This window comes from Citrobacter sedlakii NBRC 105722 (assembly GCF_000759835.1).
GTDB lineage: Bacteria > Pseudomonadota > Gammaproteobacteria > Enterobacterales > Enterobacteriaceae > Citrobacter_A > Citrobacter_A sedlakii.
In genome coordinates this window covers 17,464-33,963 of the sequence record NZ_BBNB01000010.1, presented here as the reverse complement: position 1 = coordinate 33,963, position 16,500 = coordinate 17,464, and the positions used below count along the sequence as shown (strand labels likewise).

Here is a 16,500-nt window from a genome sequence, read left to right as displayed (position 1 = left end):
TTAAAAAGCCGGATGTCGGCGAAACGCCTTATCCGGCCCAGGGAACACTGAAATTTCCAGGCCTGATAAGCGACAGCGCCATCAGGCAATCAGTTATTCGTCGTGCGTAATGACCGCCGGGATGGTGTCATCCTTGCGTAAGGTCAGAATTTCGCAGCCGTTTTCGGTTACTACAATAGTGTGCTCATACTGTGCAGACAAGCTTCTGTCTTTGGTTTTTACCGTCCAGCCATCCTTCATGGTGCGGATGCGGTAATCACCGGCATTCAGCATTGGCTCAATGGTGAACGTCATGCCCGGTTGCAGCACCACGCCGCCGTCGTCCGCATCGTAATGCAGTACCTGCGGTTCTTCATGGAACCCGCGGCCAATACCGTGTCCGCAGTATTCGCGCACCACAGAGAAGCCTTCGCCTTCCGCGTATTTCTGAATCGCCGCGCCCAGGGCGCGCAGACGGATGCCCGGTTTTACCATACGCAGGGCCAGATACAGGCTCTCCTGCGTGACGCGGCACAGACGCTCGCCCAGGATAGTCGGCTTGCCGACGATAAACATTTTTGAGGTGTCGCCGTGGTATTCGTCTTTGATGACAGTCACGTCAATGTTGACGATATCGCCGTCTTTCAACAGCTTGGCATCGTCCGGGATCCCGTGGCATACCACTTCATTAATAGAGATGCAGACGGATTTCGGATAACCATGGTAACCGAGGCAGGCGGAAATCGCGTGCTGCTCGTTGACGATGTAGTCGTTACAAAGACGATCCAGTTCGCCCGTGCTGACGCCCGGTTTGATATGCGGTTCGATCATCTCCAGCACTTCTGCGGCCAGACGGCCCGCGACGCGCATTTTTTCGATTTCTTCAGGAGTCTTAATTGAGATAGCCATGTAATCTGTCCATCGGTGTCGATTTTTTCGACAATACTAGTGTAAGTATTGTCAATGGTATCAGTCAGGCGCACCCCGTGCCAAATTGAGAATCATTAACAGCACACTCAGCCAACAATTATTGGTGTCGGCGGCGTATTTGTGGTATAAAGCGCGCCGGACTTCCGTTCCATTCGAGACTACACAAGATGGACGGAAGCGACATATCTCACTTTGTGTAACAACACACACGTATCGGCACATATTCCGGGGTGCCCTTTGGGGTCGGTAATATGGGATACGTGGAGGCATAACCCCAACTTTATCTATAGAGGTTTTAATCATGGCAACTGTTTCCATGCGCGACATGCTCAAGGCTGGTGTTCACTTCGGTCACCAGACCCGTTACTGGAACCCGAAAATGAAGCCGTTCATCTTCGGTGCGCGTAACAAAGTTCACATCATCAACCTTGAGAAAACGGTACCGATGTTCAACGAAGCGCTGGCTGAGCTGAACAAGATTGCTTCTCGTAAAGGTAAAATCCTTTTCGTTGGTACTAAACGCGCTGCAAGCGAAGCGGTGAAAGAAGCTGCTAACAGCTGCGATCAGTTCTTCGTGAACCATCGCTGGCTGGGCGGTATGCTGACTAACTGGAAAACCGTTCGTCAGTCCATCAAACGTCTGAAAGACCTGGAAACTCAGTCTCAGGACGGTACTTTCGAAAAGCTGACCAAGAAAGAAGCGCTGATGCGTACGCGTGAGCTTGAGAAACTGGAAAACAGCCTGGGCGGTATCAAAGACATGGGCGGTCTGCCGGACGCGCTGTTCGTTATCGATGCTGACCACGAGCACATTGCTATCAAAGAAGCAAACAACCTGGGTATTCCGGTATTTGCTATCGTTGATACCAACTCTGATCCGGACGGTGTTGACTTCGTTATCCCGGGTAACGACGACGCAATCCGTGCTGTTAGCCTGTACCTGGGCGCTGTCGCTGCAACCGTTCGTGAAGGCCGTTCTCAGGATCTGGCTTCCCAGGCGGAAGAAAGCTTCGTAGAAGCTGAATAATAAGGAACGCTCGTTCGAGCCCCTTTTTGGACCAGGTAGTATCACGTTTGGTTAGGGGGCCTATCAATGGCCCCCTTTTTCACTTTTAAATCTGTGCGGTTTGACGCCGGGCAGATCAAATCTTCCGAGGATTTTAGAATGGCTGAAATTACCGCATCCCTGGTAAAAGAGCTGCGTGAGCGTACTGGCGCAGGCATGATGGATTGCAAAAAAGCACTGACTGAAGCGAATGGCGACATCGAGCTGGCAATCGAAAACATGCGTAAGTCCGGTGCGATCAAAGCAGCGAAAAAAGCAGGCAACGTTGCTGCTGACGGCGTAATCAAAACCAAAATCGAAGGCAATATCGCGTTCATTCTGGAAGTTAACTGCCAGACTGACTTCGTTGCGAAAGACGGCGGTTTCCAGGCTTTCGCTGACAAAGTACTGGACGCAGCGGTTGCGGGTAAAATCACTGACGTTGAAGTACTGAAAGCGCAGTTCGAAGAAGAGCGCGTTGCGCTGGTTGCGAAAATCGGCGAGAACATCAACATCCGCCGTATCGCTTCCCTGGAAGGCGACGTTCTGGGTAGCTACCAGCACGGTGCGCGCATCGGTGTTCTGGTTGCCGCGAAAGGCGCTGACGAAGAACTGGTTAAGCAGCTGGCAATGCATGTTGCGGCAAGCAAGCCGGAATTCGTTAAGCCGGAAGACGTGTCTGCTGAAGTGGTAGAGAAAGAATACCAGGTACAGCTGGACATCGCCATGCAGTCTGGCAAACCGAAAGAAATCGCAGAGAAAATGGTTGAAGGCCGCATGAAGAAATTCACCGGCGAAGTTTCTCTGACTGGCCAGCCTTTCGTTATGGATCCGAGCAAGTCTGTTGGTCAGCTGCTGAAAGAGCACAACGCTGACGTGACTGGCTTCATCCGCTTCGAAGTGGGCGAAGGCATCGAAAAAGTTGAGACTGACTTCGCAGCAGAAGTTGCTGCAATGTCCAAGCAGTCTTAATGATTGAAAAGGAGCCGCCTGAGGGCGGCTTCTTTTTGTCACCCGTCACGCAAAATCAGTATGGCTCTTATTTCGTTGTACTGAGAAGCGACATATCATTGTCGCCAGAATTTACCCCCTTTTTAAATCGTTGACAGTCTCAGGAAAGAAACATGGCTACCAATGCAAAACCCGTCTATAAACGTATTCTGCTTAAGTTGAGTGGCGAAGCTCTGCAGGGTTCGGAAGGCTTCGGTATTGACGCAAGCATACTGGATCGTATGGCTCAGGAAATCAAAGAACTGGTTGAACTGGGGATTCAGGTTGGTGTGGTTATTGGTGGCGGTAACCTGTTCCGTGGCGCAGGTCTGGCGAAAGCGGGAATGAACCGCGTTGTGGGCGACCACATGGGCATGCTGGCCACCGTGATGAACGGCCTGGCGATGCGCGATGCGCTCCATCGCGCCTATGTGAACGCTCGCCTGATGTCGGCGATTCCGCTTAACGGCGTGTGCGACAACTACAGCTGGGCGGAAGCGATCAGCCTGCTGCGTAATAACCGCGTGGTGATCCTCTCTGCCGGGACCGGTAACCCGTTCTTTACTACCGACTCTGCAGCCTGCCTGCGCGGTATTGAAATTGAAGCGGACGTTGTCCTGAAAGCAACCAAGGTGGATGGTGTATTCACCGCCGATCCGGCAAAAGATCCGTCGGCCACCATGTACGAGCAGCTGACCTACAGCGAAGTGCTGGAAAAAGAGCTAAAAGTGATGGATCTGGCGGCGTTTACGCTGGCGCGTGACCACAAATTGCCGATTCGCGTGTTCAACATGAACAAGCCGGGCGCGCTGCGTCGTGTGGTCATGGGTGAGAAAGAAGGGACGTTAATCACGGAGTAATTCCCGTGTTACACTTCATCTTTCAGGCTGTCTCTGCGTTGGCTGCCTTTGCTCACCCCAGTCACTTACATGTGTAAGCTGCTGGGAATAAATGAGGGGCATCCTTGTCCCTCACTGAAGGACGCCTGCGGCTGTTCAAATTTGTTCCTGACAAATTTGTCGTTCAGCTGCCGTCTTGATACAACCTGAATGATTTTGTGCAGAAATCGCGGTAAGATTTTGCGTCAGTATCGCGGGATTACCCGTAATATTTTAATCAGGGCTATACTAAGCGCATTTCCACTATGTGCAATTGTCTGGTCTGACTGAGACTAGTTTCCAAGGATTCGTAACGTGATTAGCGATATCAGAAAAGATGCTGAAGTACGCATGGACAAATGCGTTGAAGCATTCAAAACCCAAATCAGCAAAATTCGCACGGGTCGTGCTTCTCCCAGCCTGCTGGATGGCATTGTTGTGGAATATTACGGTACGCCGACGCCGCTGCGTCAGCTGGCAAGCGTAACGGTAGAAGATTCCCGTACCCTGAAAATCAACGTATTTGACCGCTCTCTGAGCCCGGCCGTTGAAAAAGCAATCATGGCGTCTGACCTCGGTCTGAACCCAAGTTCTGCCGGCAGCGATATCCGTGTTCCACTGCCGCCGCTGACTGAAGAACGTCGTAAAGACCTGACGAAAATCGTGCGTGGCGAAGCGGAGCAGGCTCGCGTTGCCGTGCGTAACGTGCGTCGTGACGCTAACGATAAAGTCAAGGCGTTGCTGAAAGACAAAGAGATCAGCGAAGATGATGACCGTCGTTCTCAGGACGATATTCAGAAACTGACCGATGCCGCTATCAAGAAAGTGGAAGCGGCGCTGGCAGACAAAGAAGCGGAACTGATGCAGTTCTGATTCACCGGTACGACGAAAACGCCGCTCAGAAGATCTTTTGGATCGGCTGGCGGCGTTTTGCTTTTTACCTTTTACCCTGTCTCACTTTCAGACTGGACGTTCAATGAAGCACATAACCCTTCTGGGCTCGACCGGCTCTATTGGTTGCAGCACGCTTGACGTGGTGCGCCAGAACCCTGACGACTTTCGCGTTGTCGCGCTGGTGGCAGGTAAGAATGTCACCCGTATGGTGGAGCAGTGCCTGGAATTCTCCCCGCATTACGCGGTGATGGATGACGAAGCCAGCGCAACGCTGCTAAAAGCCACGTTGCAGCAACACGGTTGCCGCACAGAGGTTCTTAGCGGGCAACAGGCAGCCTGTGAGATGGCGGCGCTGGATGACGTGGATCAAGTCATGGCGGCCATTGTGGGCGCAGCAGGGCTGTTGCCGACGCTGGCCGCCATTCGCGCCGGTAAAACCATTCTGCTGGCCAATAAAGAGTCGCTGGTCACCTGCGGACGCCTGTTTATGGATGCGGTAAAGCAAAGTGGCGCACGGCTTTTACCGGTGGACAGCGAGCATAACGCTATTTTTCAGAGTATGCCCCAACCCATTCAACACAATCTGGGATACGCTGACCTTGAGCAAAATGGCGTGATGTCGGTTTTGCTTACCGGGTCTGGTGGCCCGTTTCGGGAAACGCCGCTGCGCGATCTGGCCTCAATGACGCCCGAGCAGGCATGCCGTCACCCGAACTGGTCGATGGGGCGTAAAATTTCCGTCGACTCCGCCACCATGATGAATAAAGGTCTGGAATACATAGAAGCGCGTTGGTTGTTCAACGCCAGTGCCCGCCAGATGGACGTGCTGATTCATCCGCAGTCGGTTATTCACTCAATGGTGCGTTATCAGGACGGCAGCGTTCTGGCGCAACTGGGGGAGCCGGATATGCGTACGCCAATTGCCCATACCATGGCCTGGCCGAATCGCGTGACCTCGGGTGTTAAGCCGCTCGATTTCTGCCAGCTCAGCGCGCTGACTTTTAGCGCGCCGGACTATGAGCGCTATCCGTGCCTGAAACTGGCAATGGAAGCGTTTGAGCAAGGGCAGGCGGCAACCACTGCGTTGAATGCGGCAAACGAAATCGTCGTTGCTGCATTTCTTGCTGAAGAACTTCGTTTTACCGATATTGCCGATCTCAATTTAGCTGTGCTGGAACAGATGGACCTGCAAGAGCCTCAGAGTGTGGATGACGTCCTGCGAGTGGATGCCATTGCGCGAGAAGTCGCCAGAAAACAAGTGACGCGTCTCGCAAGCTGAGGATAATCCGGCTACAGAAGATCGTGCTATTTGTTAGCGTTGGGCTTCAGTGATATAGTCTGCGCCACCTGATCGCAGGTATTTGGCTTTTTTCGGTCAGGCAAGCCGTGGTTTGACACGGCTTTTTTGTGGATACGCAAAATCATTCAGGTTGCATCAGGGCGGCGAGTGGATGCGTTCCCGGGCGCGTACAGCGGTACGTGACGCGGGACAGCAAGCTGACAAGAGGCAGCCTGAAAGATGAAGTGTAAAAGGCTTCTGTATTCCTGAGTACCGCTAAATCCTTTCAGGGACTAAAAACGCGTTATGTTGTCTGCAACTCAACCAGTAAGCGAAAATTTGCCAGCACATGGCTGTCGTCATGTCGCGATCATTATGGATGGCAATGGTCGCTGGGCAAAAAAGCAAGGGAAGATTCGGGCATTCGGGCATAAGGCCGGAGCGAAATCCGTCCGCCGGGCCGTCTCTTTTGCTGCCAACAACGGTATTGATGCGTTAACGCTGTATGCCTTTAGTAGTGAAAACTGGAACCGACCAGCGCAGGAAGTTAGCGCGTTAATGGAGCTGTTTGTGTGGGCGCTTGACAGCGAAGTCAAAAGCCTGCACCGCCATAACGTCCGCCTGCGCATTATTGGCGATACCAGTCGATTTAACTCGCGTTTGCAGGAACGTATTCGTAAATCGGAAGCGCTAACTGCCCAGAATACCGGGCTGACGCTGAACATTGCGGCGAATTACGGCGGACGTTGGGATATTGTCCAGGGAGTCAGAAAACTGGCGGAACAGGTGCAGGACGGTGTACTGCGCCCGGAACAGATTGATGAAGAAATGCTCAACCAACAAATCTGTATGCATGAGCTGGCTCCGGTGGATTTAGTAATTAGGACTGGGGGAGAGCATAGAATAAGTAACTTTTTGCTTTGGCAAATTGCCTACGCCGAACTTTACTTTACTGATGTGCTCTGGCCCGATTTCGATGAACAAGACTTTGAAGGTGCGCTGCATGCCTTTGCTAATCGAGAGCGTCGTTTCGGCGGCACCGAGCCCGGTGATGACAAAGCCTGATGGGGGTCGCTTTTGCTGAAGTATCGCCTGATTTCTGCTTTTGTTTTAATACCCGTGGTCATCGCGGCGCTGTTTCTGCTGCCGCCGGTGGGGTTCGCTATTGTTACGCTGCTGGTGTGTATGCTGGCCGCGTGGGAATGGGGACAGTTAAGCGGTTTTGCCACTCGCACGCAACGCGTATGGCTGGCGGTACTGTGCGGGCTGTTACTCGCGCTAATGCTGTTTTTACTGCCGGAATACCATCATAATATTCACCAGCCGCTGGTCGAGGTCTCACTTTGGGCGTCGTTAGGCTGGTGGATCGTTGCTTTACTCCTGGTGTTTTTCTATCCCGGTTCAGCGGCGATCTGGCGTAATTCGAAGACATTACGCATAATTTTCGGCGTGTTGACTATCGTTCCCTTTTTCTGGGGCATGCTGGCGCTTCGCGCCTGGCATTATGACGATAATCATTACAGTGGCGCGATATGGCTACTCTATGTCATGATCCTCGTTTGGGGCGCGGACTCCGGGGCGTATATGTTTGGCAAACTGTTTGGCAAACATAAGCTGGCGCCGAAGGTGTCGCCAGGGAAAACCTGGCAGGGCTTTTTTGGCGGTCTCGCGACAGCAGCGGTAATCTCCTGGGGTTACAGCATGTGGGCGAACCTGGACGTTGCGCCGGTCACCTTGTTAATTTGCTCTATTATTGCCGCGCTGGCCTCTGTGCTGGGCGATCTTACTGAGAGCATGTTCAAGCGTGAAGCAGGAATTAAAGACAGCGGTCATTTGATTCCAGGACACGGTGGTATTCTGGACCGTATTGATAGCCTGACGGCGGCAGTACCGGTCTTTGCGTGCCTGTTGTTACTGGTATTCAAAACGCTTTAACGGAAGGTTTTATGCTGAGTATTCTCTGGAATCTGGCTGCATTCATTGTTGCACTGGGCGTGCTTATCACCGTGCATGAATTTGGTCATTTCTGGGTTGCACGGCGTTGCGGTGTCCGTGTAGAGCGCTTTTCCATTGGCTTTGGTAAAGCGCTTTGGCGCCGTACCGACAGGTCTGGTACTGAATATGTTATCGCCCTTATCCCGCTGGGCGGTTACGTCAAAATGCTGGATGAGCGCGCTGAGCCGGTGATTCCGGAACTGCGCCACCACGCGTTCAACAACAAAACCGTAGGTCAGCGTGCGGCAATTATCGCCGCCGGCCCGGTTGCTAATTTCCTTTTTGCCATCTTCGCTTACTGGCTGGTGTTTATCATCGGCGTCCCTGGCGTTCGTCCGGTGGTTGGTGAAATAACCCCCAACTCGATTGCCGCCGACGCGCAAATTGCGCCGGGAACGGAACTTAAAGCCATTGACGGTATCGAAACCCCTGATTGGGATGCGGTGCGTTTACAGTTGGTCGCGAAAATCGGCGACGAGCAGACGACGCTCAGCGTCGCGCCTTTTGGCAGTAACCAGCGTCAGGAGAAAACGCTGGATTTGCGTCATTGGGCATTTGAGCCAGACAAGGAAGATCCTGTATCTTCTTTGGGGATTCGACCGCGCGGGCCTCAGATCGAACCGGTGCTGTCAGAAGTGCAGGCGCAGTCCGCGGCAAGTAAAGCGGGTTTGCAAGCTGGCGACAGGATCGTTAAAGTCGATGGTCAACCGTTAACGCAATGGATGAATTTCGTGACGCTTGTGCGCGATAATCCCGGTAAGCCGTTAGCGCTGGAAATTGAAAGGCAGGGGAGTGCCTTGTCTTTGACGTTAATCCCGGATACCAAATCGGGTAACGGAAAGGCGGAAGGTTTTGCCGGCGTTGTGCCGAAAATCATTCCTCTGCCGGATGAGTACAAGACAGTACGCCAGTATGGGCCGTTTAGCGCCATCGCACAGGCCACGGATAAAACGTGGCAGTTGATGAAGCTGACGGTCAGTATGCTGGGAAAATTGATAACCGGTGATGTGAAACTGAACAACCTCAGTGGGCCGATTTCTATCGCTCAGGGGGCTGGGATGTCAGCGGAGTTCGGGGTGATATATTACCTGATGTTCCTTGCGCTTATCAGCGTGAACCTCGGGATAATCAACCTGTTTCCGCTGCCCGTTCTTGACGGGGGGCATCTGCTGTTCCTGGCGATTGAAAAGCTTAAGGGCGGGCCGGTATCCGAGCGGGTTCAAGACTTTAGTTATCGCATTGGCTCGATTTTGCTGGTGCTGTTAATGGGGCTTGCACTTTTCAATGATTTCTCTCGGTTGTAAGAGAGTTAGTTAGGAAGAACGCATAATAACGATGGCGATGAAAAAGTTGCTCATAGCGTCGCTGCTGTTTAGCAGCGCCACCGTATACGGTGCTGAAGGGTTCGTAGTGAAGGACATTCATTTCGAAGGCCTGCAGCGTGTCGCCGTTGGTGCGGCCCTCCTCAGTATGCCGGTGCGCACAGGCGACACGGTTAATGATGAAGATATCAGTAATACCATTCGCGCTCTGTTTGCCACCGGCAACTTTGAGGACGTCCGCGTCCTTCGTGATGGTGATACCCTTCTGGTTCAGGTAAAAGAACGCCCGACTATTGCCAGCATCACGTTCTCCGGTAACAAATCGGTGAAAGACGATATGCTGAAGCAAAACCTCGAGGCGTCTGGCGTGCGTGTCGGCGAATCTCTGGATCGCACCACCATTGCCGATATCGAAAAAGGGCTGGAAGACTTCTACTACAGTGTCGGTAAATACAGCGCCAGCGTTAAAGCGGTGGTGACTCCGCTGCCGCGTAACCGTGTTGACCTGAAACTGGTCTTCCAGGAAGGCGTGTCCGCGAAGATCCAGCAGATCAACATCGTTGGCAACCATGCTTTCAGTACCAACGAACTGATCTCTCACTTCCAGTTGCGCGACGAAGTGCCGTGGTGGAACGTGGTCGGCGATCGCAAATACCAGAAACAGAAACTGGCGGGCGACTTAGAGACCCTGCGCAGCTACTATCTGGATCGCGGCTACGCGCGCTTCAACATTGACTCTACTCAGGTCAGCCTGACGCCGGACAAGAAAGGCATTTATATCACCGTTAACGTCACGGAAGGCGATCAGTACAAGCTTTCTGGCGTGCAGGTGAGCGGTAACCTGGCGGGTCACTCTGCTGAGATCGAAAGCCTGACCAAAATCGAGCCGGGCGAGCTGTATAACGGCACCAAAGTGACCAAAATGGAAGATGACATTAAAAAGCTTCTTGGTCGCTATGGTTACGCCTATCCACGCGTTCAGTCTCAGCCGGAAATCAACGATACGGATAAAACCGTTAACCTGCGCGTCAACGTTGATGCGGGTAACCGTTTCTACGTACGTAAGATCCGTTTTGAAGGCAATGACACCTCTAAAGATGCCGTTCTGCGTCGTGAAATGCGTCAGATGGAAGGGGCATGGCTGGGCAGCGATCTGGTCGATCAGGGTAAAGAACGTCTGAACCGTTTAGGTTACTTCGAAACCGTCGATACTGACACCCAGCGCGTTCCGGGTAGCCCGGACCAGGTGGACGTGGTCTACAAGGTGAAAGAGCGTAACACCGGTAGCTTCAACTTCGGTATCGGTTACGGTACAGAAAGCGGCGTCAGCTTCCAGGCGGGCGTACAGCAGGATAACTGGTTGGGTACCGGTTATGCGGTAGGGATCAATGGTACGAAGAACGACTACCAGACCTATACCGAACTGTCTGTGACCAACCCGTACTTCACCGTTGACGGCGTAAGTCTCGGCGGTCGCGTGTTCTATAACGATTTCCAGGCGGATGACGCGGATCTGTCCGACTATACCAACAAGAGCTACGGTACGGACGTGACGCTGGGCTTCCCGGTGAATGAATACAACACGCTGCGCGCGGGCCTCGGTTATGTGCATAACAAACTGTCCAACATGCAGCCGCAGGTCGCCATGTGGCGTTATCTGAACTCGATGGGGGAAAACCCGGACCCGACGAACGATCGCAACAGCTTCGCCGCGGATGACTTCACCTTTAACTACGGCTGGACGTATAACAAGCTCGACCGTGGCTTCTTCCCGACGGAAGGTACGCGTATCAACCTGAACGGTAAAGTGACCATTCCGGGTTCTGATAACGAATACTACAAAGCGACGCTGGACACCGCGACTTATGTGCCGATCGATGACGACCACAAATGGGTTGTGCTGGGTCGTACGCGTTGGGGTTACGGTGATGGTATCGGCGGCAAAGAGATGCCGTTCTATGAAAACTTCTATGCGGGCGGCTCCAGCACCGTACGTGGTTTCCAGTCGAACACCATCGGTCCGAAAGCGGTCTATCTGCCAGCCAGCAGCCGTCATGATGGCGATGATGACTACGATAACGAATGTGCAAGCACCAACACGGCGCCGTGTGAATCCGATGACGCAGTGGGCGGTAACGCAATGGCTGTCGCCAGCCTTGAGTTCATTACCCCAACGCCGTTTATCAGCGATAAATACGCGAACTCGGTACGTACCTCCTTCTTCTGGGATATGGGTACCGTTTGGGATACAAACTGGGATTCCAGCCGTTTCTCAGGCTATCCTGATTACAGCGATCCGAGCAATATCCGTATGTCCGCTGGTATCGCATTACAATGGATGTCCCCATTGGGGCCGTTGGTATTCTCCTACGCCCAGCCGTTTAAAAAGTACGATGGAGACAAAGCAGAACAGTTCCAGTTTAACATTGGTAAAACCTGGTAACGGTTCTTCACAAGGGAATGTAATGGTAGTGTAGCGATGACTTTAGGCGATCTTGCATGGGGTCGCCTGGCCACGCAAAGAACTGCACCTTCGGGTGCAAATGGGATGGTAAGGAGTTTATTGTGAAAAAGTGGTTATTAGCGGCAGGTCTCGGTTTAGCAATGGTTACGTCTGCACAGGCTGCTGACAAAATTGCAATCGTCAACATGGGTAGCCTGTTCCAGCAGGTTGCGCAGAAGACTGGCGTTTCCAAAACGCTGGAAAACGAGTTCAAAAGCCGCGCCAGCGAACTGCAACGTATGGAAACTGACCTGCAGTCCAAAATGCAGCGTCTGCAGTCCATGAAAGCAGGTGGCGAACGTACCAAGCTGGAAAAAGACGTGATGGCGCAGCGCCAGACGTTCTCTCAGAAAGCGCAGGCTTTTGAGCAGGATCGCGCACGTCGTTCCAACGAAGAACGTGGCAAACTGGTTACCCGTATCCAGACTGCGGTGAAATCCGTTGCCAACAGCCAGAGCATCGATCTGGTCGTTGACGCGAACAGCGTTGCTTACAACAGCAGCGATGTAAAAGATATTACTGCTGACGTACTGAAACAGGTTAAATAAGTAATGCCTTCAATTCGACTGTCTGATTTAGCAGAGCAGTTGGATGCAGAATTACACGGTGATGGCGATATCGTCATCACCGGCGTTGCGTCCATGCAATCTGCGCAAACGGGTCACATTACGTTCATGGTGAATCCGAAATACCGTGAGCACCTGGCGTTATGCCAGGCGTCTGCCGTTGTCATGACGCAGGACGATCTTCCTTTTGCTAAAAGCGCCGCGCTGGTAGTGAAGAATCCCTACCTCACGTATGCGCGAATGGCGCAAATTTTAGATACCACGCCGCAGCCGGCGCAGAATATCGCACCAAGTGCGGTGGTAGATGTGACGGCGACGCTGGGTAGCAATGTTTCAATCGGCGCAAATGCGGTCATTGAATCAGGCGTAGCGCTGGGCGATAACGTGGTTATCGGCGCGGGTTGCTTCGTCGGGAAAAATACGAAAATTGGTGCCGGCTCGCGCTTATGGGCGAATGTAACGGTTTACCACGACATCCAGATAGGTGAGAATTGCCTGATCCAGTCCAGTACGGTGATTGGCGCTGACGGTTTTGGCTATGCCAACGATCGCGGCAACTGGGTGAAGATCCCGCAGCTTGGTCGCGTCATTATTGGCGATCGCGTGGAGATCGGCGCCTGTACCACCATCGACCGTGGTGCGCTGGATGATACGGTGATCGGCAACGGTGTTATCATTGATAACCAGTGTCAGATTGCGCATAACGTTGTGATTGGCGACAATACGGCGGTTGCCGGTGGCGTCATTATGGCGGGCAGCCTGAAGATTGGCCGTTACTGTATGATTGGCGGCGCCAGCGTCATTAATGGCCATATGGAAATATGCGACAAGGTGACGGTGACGGGCATGGGGATGGTGATGCGTCCCATCACGGAGTCTGGCGTCTATTCCTCAGGCATTCCGCTGCAACCTAACAAAGTATGGCGTAAGACAGCCGCACTGGTGATGAACATTGATGATATGAGCAAGCGTCTCAAAGCGATTGAGCGCAAGGTTAATCAACAAGACTAAACTCTCACCCGGTCACACATACTTTACGGCCTGTCGGCATTCATACGATTGCGGCAGGCCGTGTTATTATTGGCTTTTAGTATATTTGGACAGGAAGAGTATTTTGACTACTAACACTCATACTCTGCACATTGAAGAGATTTTAGAACTTCTGCCGCACCGTTTCCCGTTTTTGCTGGTGGATCGGGTGCTGGATTTTGAAGAAGGTCGCTTTCTCCGCGCAGTGAAGAATGTTTCCGTTAACGAGCCGTTTTTCCAGGGACATTTCCCGGGCAAGCCGATCTTTCCGGGCGTTCTGATTCTGGAAGCAATGGCACAGGCTACCGGTATTCTGGCGTTTAAAAGCGTGGGTAAACTGGAGCCGGGAGAGCTTTACTATTTCGCAGGTATTGATGAAGCGCGCTTTAAGCGTCCTGTCGTGCCTGGCGATCAGATGATCATGGAAGTGACTTTCGAGAAAACGCGCCGTGGCCTGACCCGCTTCAAAGGGGTTGCTCTGGTCGACGGTAAAGTAGTTTGCGAAGCAACGATGATGTGCGCTCGTAGCCGGGAGGCCTGATACGTGATTGATAAATCCGCCTTTATTCATCCAACCGCCATTGTGGAAGAAGGCGCTTCTCTTGGCGCTAACGTCCACATTGGACCTTTTTGTCTCGTTGGACCCCATGTTGAAATTGGTGAGGGTACCGTACTGAAGTCTCACGTTGTCGTGAATGGCCACACCAAAATTGGCCGCGATAACGAGATTTATCAGTTCGCCTCTATCGGTGAAGTGAACCAGGATCTGAAATACGCTGGTGAACCGACCCGTGTGGAAATTGGCGATCGTAACCGCATTCGCGAAAGCGTAACCATTCATCGTGGCACGGTGCAGGGCGGTGGATTAACGAAGGTGGGCAGCGATAACCTGCTGATGATCAACGCCCACGTGGCGCACGATTGCACAATAGGCGATCGCTGTATTCTGGCGAATAACGCAACCCTCGCGGGCCATGTTTCGCTGGACGATTACGTCATCATCGGCGGCATGACCGCCGTGCACCAGTTCTGTATTATCGGCGCGCACGTGATGGTGGGCGGCTGTTCTGGCGTCGCTCAGGACGTTCCGCCGTTCGTTATCGCACAGGGCAACCACGCCACGCCGTTTGGCGTGAACATTGAAGGGCTGAAGCGCCGCGGCTTTACCCGCGAAGCGATCACCGCGATCCGCAACGCATATAAAGCGCTGTATCGCAGCGGTAAAACGCTGGATGAAGCAAAACCGGAAATCGCCGAGCTGGCGAAGCAGTATCCGGAAGTGCAACCGTTCAGCGACTTTTTTGCCCGCTCAACGCGCGGTTTGATTCGTTAATGGCTGAACAGCGTCCTTTAACGATTGCCCTGGTCGCCGGAGAAACCTCCGGCGATATTCTTGGCGCCGGCTTGATCCGCGCCCTGAAGGCGCGTGTCCCCCACGCCCGTTTTGTCGGCGTAGCGGGTCCGCGTATGCAGGCTGAAGGCTGTGAAGCCTGGTACGAAATGGAAGAACTGGCGGTTATGGGGATTGTTGAGGTGCTTGGACGCCTCCGTCGCCTGCTGCACATTCGCGCCGATTTAACCCGTCGTTTTACCGGGCTTAAGCCGGATGTCTTTGTAGGGATTGATGCGCCTGACTTCAACATCACCCTGGAAGGCAACCTGAAAAAACAGGGTATCAAAACCATTCATTATGTCAGTCCGTCCGTCTGGGCGTGGCGGCAGAAACGTGTTTTCAAAATAGGCAGATCCACCAATATGGTGCTGGCTTTTCTGCCTTTCGAAAAAGCGTTTTACGATAAATATAACGTGCCGTGCCGTTTTATTGGACACACGATGGCGGATGCCATGCCGCTTGACCCGGATAAAAACGCGGCCCGTGATGTCCTGGGCATTCCGCATGACGCCCATTGCCTGGCGTTGCTGCCTGGTAGCCGTGGCGCAGAAGTGGAGATGCTCAGCGCCGACTTCCTGAAAACGGCGCAGCGCTTGCGTCAGCATTACCCCGATCTCGAAGTCGTGGTGCCGTTAGTGAATGCCAAACGGCGCGAACAGTTTGAGAAAATCAAAGCGGATGTCGCACCGGAACTTTCCGTGCATCTGCTTGACGGGATGGGACGCGAAGCGATGGTCGCCAGCGACGCCGCGCTGCTGGCGTCGGGAACCGCCGCGCTTGAGTGTATGCTGGCGAAGTGCCCGATGGTGGTAGGCTATCGCATGAAGCCGTTTACCTTCTGGCTGGCGAAGCGGCTGGTGAAAACCGACTATGTGTCGTTGCCGAATCTGCTGGCAGGGAGAGAACTCGTCAAAGAGCTGCTGCAGGAAGAGTGCGAGCCGCAGAAACTCGCGCAAGCGCTACTGCCGCTTCTGGCTAACGGTGAAACCAGCCATGCGATGCATGATACTTTCCGCGAGCTGCATCAGCAGATCCGCTGCAATGCCGACGAGCAGGCGGCTGACGCGGTTCTGGAGTTAGCACAATGATCGAATTTGTTTATCCGCACACGCATTTAGTCGCCGGTGTGGATGAAGTTGGACGGGGACCGTTGGTCGGCGCGGTGGTGACAGCCGCTGTGATTCTCGACCCGGCGCGTCCGATTGTGGGTCTTAACGATTCTAAAAAATTATCTGAAAAGCGCCGTCTGGCGCTGTATGACGAAATCAAAGAAAAAGCGTTAAGCTGGAGTCTGGGCCGTGCGGAGCCGCATGAGATAGATGAGCTGAATATTCTTCATGCCACCATGCTGGCGATGCAGCGTGCGGTTGCTGGTCTGCATATCGCGCCGGAATACGTGCTCATCGACGGCAATCGCTGCCCCGCGCTGCCGGTACCGTCGATGGCGGTGGTAAAAGGCGACAGCCGTGTGGCGGAAATCAGCGCTGCGTCTATTCTGGCGAAAGTCACGCGGGATGCGGAAATGGCCGCGCTGGATAGCGTTTTCCCGCAGTACGGTTTTGCCCAGCACAAAGGGTATCCAACCGCTTTTCATCTGGAGGCGCTGGCTGCTCATGGCGCGACAGAGCACCATCGACGCAGCTTTGGCCCGGTCAAACGCGCACTGGGACTCGCGTCCTGATCTCTGGGTTAAAGGA

At 53.3% G+C, this 16,500-nt stretch carries 16 protein-coding genes; 15 read left to right on the top strand and 1 reads right to left on the bottom strand.

The genetic code is table 11. The annotated features are described in order from the left end of the window. Window positions 1-93: 93 nt before the first annotated feature. The gene (gene map / locus CSE01S_RS14520; RefSeq protein ID WP_042289882.1) at window positions 94-888 is read right to left on the bottom strand and encodes a type I methionyl aminopeptidase; all 795 of its coding nucleotides are present in this window, start codon (window positions 886-888) and stop codon (window positions 94-96) included. A gap of 322 nt (window positions 889-1,210) precedes the next feature. Between map and rpsB the strand changes: the two genes are divergently transcribed. The 15 genes from rpsB (at window position 1,211) to rnhB (ending at window position 16,484) form a co-directional block, all read left to right on the top strand. Further along, window positions 1,211-1,936: a 30S ribosomal protein S2 gene (gene rpsB / locus CSE01S_RS14515; RefSeq protein WP_012904553.1), complete on the top strand. Its 726-nt coding sequence runs from the start codon at window positions 1,211-1,213 to the stop codon at window positions 1,934-1,936. A gap of 138 nt (window positions 1,937-2,074) precedes the next feature. Continuing rightward, entirely contained in the window at window positions 2,075-2,926 is an 852-nt protein-coding gene (gene tsf, locus CSE01S_RS14510) for a translation elongation factor Ts (protein ID WP_042289878.1), read from the top strand. 152 nt (window positions 2,927-3,078) lie between these two features. Continuing rightward, window positions 3,079-3,804, top strand: a complete 726-nt coding sequence (gene pyrH / locus CSE01S_RS14505) for a UMP kinase (RefSeq protein ID WP_042289874.1) — start codon at window positions 3,079-3,081, stop codon at window positions 3,802-3,804. A gap of 333 nt (window positions 3,805-4,137) precedes the next feature. Further along, complete coding sequence (gene frr, locus CSE01S_RS14500; RefSeq protein WP_042289871.1) at window positions 4,138-4,695, top strand: ribosome recycling factor; 558 nt, start codon at window positions 4,138-4,140, stop codon at window positions 4,693-4,695. Window positions 4,696-4,798: 103 nt separating this feature from the next. Continuing rightward, window positions 4,799-5,995 carry a 1-deoxy-D-xylulose-5-phosphate reductoisomerase gene (ispC, locus tag CSE01S_RS14495; protein ID WP_042289867.1) on the top strand — a complete coding sequence of 399 codons (1,197 nt, stop codon included), beginning with the start codon at window positions 4,799-4,801 and terminating at the stop codon, window positions 5,993-5,995. 306 nt (window positions 5,996-6,301) lie between these two features. Beyond that, the gene (ispU, locus tag CSE01S_RS14490) at window positions 6,302-7,060 is read left to right on the top strand and encodes a (2E,6E)-farnesyl-diphosphate-specific ditrans,polycis-undecaprenyl-diphosphate synthase (protein WP_042289866.1); all 759 of its coding nucleotides are present in this window, start codon (window positions 6,302-6,304) and stop codon (window positions 7,058-7,060) included. A 12-nt stretch (window positions 7,061-7,072) separates the two neighbouring features. Beyond that, window positions 7,073-7,930: a phosphatidate cytidylyltransferase gene (gene cdsA / locus CSE01S_RS14485; RefSeq protein ID WP_042289864.1), complete on the top strand. Its 858-nt coding sequence runs from the start codon at window positions 7,073-7,075 to the stop codon at window positions 7,928-7,930. An 11-nt stretch (window positions 7,931-7,941) separates the two neighbouring features. Continuing rightward, a complete protein-coding gene (gene rseP / locus CSE01S_RS14480; RefSeq protein WP_042289862.1) occupies window positions 7,942-9,294 on the top strand; it encodes a sigma E protease regulator RseP in 1,353 nt (450 codons plus the stop codon). A 31-nt stretch (window positions 9,295-9,325) separates the two neighbouring features. Next, window positions 9,326-11,755, top strand: a complete 2,430-nt coding sequence (gene bamA, locus CSE01S_RS14475) for an outer membrane protein assembly factor BamA (protein WP_042289859.1) — start codon at window positions 9,326-9,328, stop codon at window positions 11,753-11,755. Window positions 11,756-11,877: 122 nt separating this feature from the next. Then, on the top strand, window positions 11,878-12,363 hold the full coding sequence (gene skp / locus CSE01S_RS14470; protein WP_042289857.1) for a molecular chaperone Skp: 486 nt from the start codon (window positions 11,878-11,880) through the stop codon (window positions 12,361-12,363). Between the two features lie 3 nt (window positions 12,364-12,366). Then, window positions 12,367-13,392 (top strand): UDP-3-O-(3-hydroxymyristoyl)glucosamine N-acyltransferase, encoded by a 1,026-nt coding sequence (lpxD, locus tag CSE01S_RS14465; RefSeq protein ID WP_042289855.1) that lies wholly within the window; start codon window positions 12,367-12,369, stop codon window positions 13,390-13,392. A gap of 103 nt (window positions 13,393-13,495) precedes the next feature. After that, window positions 13,496-13,951 carry a 3-hydroxyacyl-ACP dehydratase FabZ gene (gene fabZ / locus CSE01S_RS14460; protein WP_003018528.1) on the top strand — a complete coding sequence of 152 codons (456 nt, stop codon included), beginning with the start codon at window positions 13,496-13,498 and terminating at the stop codon, window positions 13,949-13,951. Window positions 13,952-13,954: 3 nt separating this feature from the next. Further along, on the top strand, window positions 13,955-14,743 hold the full coding sequence (lpxA, locus tag CSE01S_RS14455) for an acyl-ACP--UDP-N-acetylglucosamine O-acyltransferase (protein WP_042289853.1): 789 nt from the start codon (window positions 13,955-13,957) through the stop codon (window positions 14,741-14,743). Further along, on the top strand, window positions 14,743-15,891 hold the full coding sequence (gene lpxB / locus CSE01S_RS14450; protein ID WP_042289850.1) for a lipid-A-disaccharide synthase: 1,149 nt from the start codon (window positions 14,743-14,745) through the stop codon (window positions 15,889-15,891). Before lpxA ends, lpxB begins: the two co-directional genes overlap by 1 nt. After that, on the top strand, window positions 15,888-16,484 hold the full coding sequence (rnhB, locus tag CSE01S_RS14445; protein WP_042289847.1) for a ribonuclease HII: 597 nt from the start codon (window positions 15,888-15,890) through the stop codon (window positions 16,482-16,484). Before lpxB ends, rnhB begins: the two co-directional genes overlap by 4 nt. The last annotated feature ends 16 nt before the right edge of the window (window positions 16,485-16,500 follow it).